Genomic DNA, 3,643 nt, shown 5'->3' with positions numbered 1-3,643 from the left:
ACGCCACCGGCTACAGCGGTCACGGAACCCAGATGTCCGTGCACATGGGCGAGCGTATGGCTGAAGTGATGGCTGGCAACACTGCCGCCAATCCCTGGCAGGGCCGGAGCTGGCCTGCCATACCCGGGCATTTCGGTGCCCCGTGGTTCCTGCCGGCCGTGGGTATGTACTACCGCCTCAAGGACAAGCTGGCCTAAAGCCAGAGTCACCAGAGTTAGCCAGCGTCATTAGTTTTTCCTCGACCTTCCCACACCACTAACAGGTATACCAGGAGTACACCACCATGAGAGACAGCAGCAACAAGTTCGACAGCTTCGTCCATCCCGCAGACAGTGTCCGCGTCATGGAGTCCTTTCGTCGCGGTGCCTCGCGCCGCGATGTGCTCGCCATGCTCATGGCGGGTGGCATGCAGGCCACGCTGGCTGGCGGCGCAGCGACCTTCGCCATGTCAGCCCATGCGCAGACGCCACGCAAGGGCGGGCGTATTCGAGTCGCTGGCCAACAGACAGCTGCCACCGATACGCTCGATCCGGCCAAGCAGTCCAACCAGGCCGACTACTGCCGCAGCACCATGCTCTTCAACGGCCTGACCGTGCTCGACGCCAGCCTGACTCCGCAGCCCGCGCTGGCTGAATCCTTTACCACCCGCGACGCTAAGACCTGGGTTTTTACGTTGCGTAAGGGTGTCACGTTCCATGACGGCAAGGCGCTCTTGCCAGCCGATGTCGTGTATTCGGTGATGCGCATTAAAGATCCGGCCACAGCCTCCAAGGCGAAGGTCCTGGCCGACCAGATCGAAAGCGTCAAGGCCACCGGCCCGAACGAGGTCACGATCGTCTTGACCGCCGCGAACGCCGACCTGCCGACCATCGTCGCTACCTTCCACTTCCACATCGTTAAAGACGGTACCACCGACTTCGCTGCGGGTATCGGAACCGGCCCTTACAAGCTCAAGGAATTCAAGCCCGGCATACGCTCCGTGGTGGTTCGTAACGAGGCCTATTGGAAGCCGGGCAAGCCTTACCTCGACGAGATCGAATTCGTCGGCATCGGCGATGAGAACGCTCGCCTCAATGCGCTGCTGTCTGGTGGCATGGATCTGATCAACGGCGTTAATCCGCGCGCCGTTGCACGGGTAAAAGGTACACCGGGTTACAACATCATGGCATCGCAGTCAGGCCAATATACCGACCTGATCATGCGCCGCGACATCGGTCCGGGCGCCAACCCCGATTTCGCCATGGCCATGAAATACATGCTTGATCGCGAGCAGATGAAGAAAACTATTGCGCTCGACTTTGCAACCGTCGGTAACGACCAGCCTGTAGACCCTACCAATCGTTTTTACTTCGCCGGCCTGCCGCAGCGCAAGATGGACCTGGACAAAGCCAAGTTCCATTTGCAGAAATCAGGTTTGACTGGAAAAATTCCGGTTGTTACGTCACCTGCTGCTACCTACTCTACGGAGATCGCGCTGTTGATGCAGGAAACCGGTCAACGCATCGGCCTGGAGCTGGATGTCAAGCGCATGCCAGCTGATGGCTATTGGTCCAACCACTGGCTCAGCAGCCCCATCGGCTTTGGCAACGTCAACACCCGGCCGAGCGCCGATACGCTGCTGACCCAGTTCTTTCAATCCGACGCGCAATGGAACGAGTCGCGCTGGAAGAACCCAAAGTTCGACCAACTGCTGCTGGCTTCGCGTGCCGAAATCGACCTGGCCAAGCGTAAACAACAGTACGCGGACATGCAGACCTTGATCCACCAGGAAGCTGGCATCGGTATTCCTATGTTCATTGCCAGCATCGACGGCTACAGCGCTAAGGTCAAGGGCCTGGAAGCCAGGCCGCTGGGTGGGCTGATGGGCTTCTCTTTCGCCGAGAGCGTCTGGCTGGACGCATAAGCGCCTCGACGTCTACCCGCCATCCAATTCGTCACGTGATAGCGCGAAATAGCCATCGACCTGTCCCGTACCGTGCGCCCGTTTCTTGCGAGTGTGGGGTGCGCGGCAGATCGTCGCTAACTGAAAGATTGAAATGAATGCCCTGATTCTCAAACTCCTCGGCCGACGTATCGCGATTGGCATGCTTTCGCTGCTGGCCGTCTCGGCGCTGGTCTTCGCAATCACGACCGTACTGCCAGGTGATGCTGCGCAGGAGCAGCTCGGCCAAGATGCGACGCCCGCGGCCTTGGCCGCGCTACGCGCGCAGATGGGCTTGGACGTGGCCGCGCCACTGCGCTACCTCTATTGGCTAGGCGGTGTCGCCAAAGGCGACCTTGGAAATTCGGTCACTGCGAGCATGCCAGTAAGTGAGCTGGTGGCCAGCCGTCTGCCCAATTCACTGTTGCTGGCCGCCGTGACTGCGCTGTTTTCCGTCCCCATCGCCCTGGCGTTGGGCATATCAGCGGCGGTCTGGCGTGGCTCGTGGTTCGACCGCTTTGCCTCCACAGCCGCCGTCGGCGTGGTATCGGTGCCCGAATTTTTAGTTGCCACGCTGGCGGTACTGGTGTTTGCGGTAAAGCTGCGCTGGTTGCCTGCGCTTTCTTACGCGAGCGACATCCAATCTATTGGCCAGATGCTGCGTGCCTTTGCGATGCCGGTGCTCAGTCTGTGCTGCGTGATCATCGCGCAGATGATGCGCATGACACGCGCCGCAGTTATCGACCAGCTGGAAGCTCCTTACATTGAGATGGTGCGGCTCAAGGGGGCCTCGCCGCTGCGCATGGTGATGGTCCATGCGCTGCCCAATGCCATCGGCCCCATCGCCAATGCCGTGGCTTTCAGCCTGTCCTACCTGCTGGGCGGCGTGATCATTATCGAGACCATTTTTAACTATCCCGGCATCGCCAAGTTGATGGTCGATGCTGTCTCGCAGCGCGACATGCCGCTGGTGCAGGCCTGCACCATGATCTTTTGCGCCGGCTACCTGATCCTGGTGATGCTGGCTGACGTGAGCGGCATCATCGCCAACCCGCGCCTACGGCATCGCTGAGATGCTTATGCCTGGTTCACGCTATTCCGCCCCCTCCTCTTCACACACCTTCAATATAAGCGATACCCCATGGAACCTGTTGTGCAAACTCTGACCGCTCGTTCGGTAGCGGCCCCGCGCGGCGTCTGTAGGCGCTGGCTGTCAGGATTCGGCCTGTCTGGCCTCTTGGGTCTGGCTGTGCTGACCTTGTGGATACTAGCCGCGCTGTTTGGTCCGGCGATGCTGTCCGGCACGATGGGGGGCTCGGGCAGCAATGCCGTGTTTGCGCCCATCAGTGCGATGCACTGGCTGGGCACCGACTACCTTGGTCGTGACATGCTGGTGCGGGTCATCCATGGTGCCCGCTACACCGTGGGTGTGGCACTCGTCGCCACGCTGATTGCCAGCGGTACCGGCACGCTGCTGGCCTTGCTGGCAGCCAGCGGCAGCCAGGCGCTGGACGCCACGCTCAGCCGAGGCCTCGACACACTGACGGCTATCCCCAGCAAGATGTTTGCCCTCATTATGGTGGCGGGCTTCGGTTCCTCGGTGGCTATGCTGGTGGCCACGGCGGCCATCATCTATGCACCTGGCGCATTTCGCATGGCACGCTCGCTGGCCGTCAACATCAACGCGCTTGACTATGTGGTGGTGGCCCGTACCCGTGGTGA

The 3,643-nt window shown here is 60.6% G+C and carries 3 protein-coding genes and 1 pseudogene; all 4 read left to right on the top strand.

The genetic code is table 11. The annotated features are described in order from the left end of the window. A pseudogene (locus ABI213_RS04110) lies at positions 1-197 on the top strand (FAD-dependent oxidoreductase); the annotation flags it as partial. 86 nt (positions 198-283) lie between these two features. Continuing rightward, positions 284-1,903, top strand: coding sequence for an ABC transporter substrate-binding protein (locus tag ABI213_RS04105; RefSeq protein ID WP_348026181.1), 1,620 nt, complete (start codon positions 284-286; stop codon positions 1,901-1,903). 133 nt (positions 1,904-2,036) lie between these two features. Next, positions 2,037-2,993: an ABC transporter permease gene (locus ABI213_RS04100; protein ID WP_348007420.1), complete on the top strand. Its 957-nt coding sequence runs from the start codon at positions 2,037-2,039 to the stop codon at positions 2,991-2,993. Between the two features lie 69 nt (positions 2,994-3,062). Continuing rightward, the coding region (locus ABI213_RS04095; RefSeq protein ID WP_348026179.1) for an ABC transporter permease subunit at positions 3,063-3,643 on the top strand (581 nt) is incomplete at its 3' end.

The organism is Rhodoferax sp. (assembly GCF_039922535.1).
Lineage (GTDB): Bacteria > Pseudomonadota > Gammaproteobacteria > Burkholderiales > Burkholderiaceae_C > Rhodoferax_B.
The sequence above is the reverse complement of the archived record's forward strand: the minus strand, read 5'-3'. Positions and strand labels throughout refer to the sequence as shown.

Coding starts and splice junctions, on each gene's coding strand:
- ABI213_RS04100 (WP_348007420.1), top strand. CDS start 2,037: ATGAATGCCCTGATTCTCAAACTCCTCGGCCGACGTATCGCGATTGGC.
- ABI213_RS04105 (WP_348026181.1), top strand. CDS start 284: ATGAGAGACAGCAGCAACAAGTTCGACAGCTTCGTCCATCCCGCAGAC.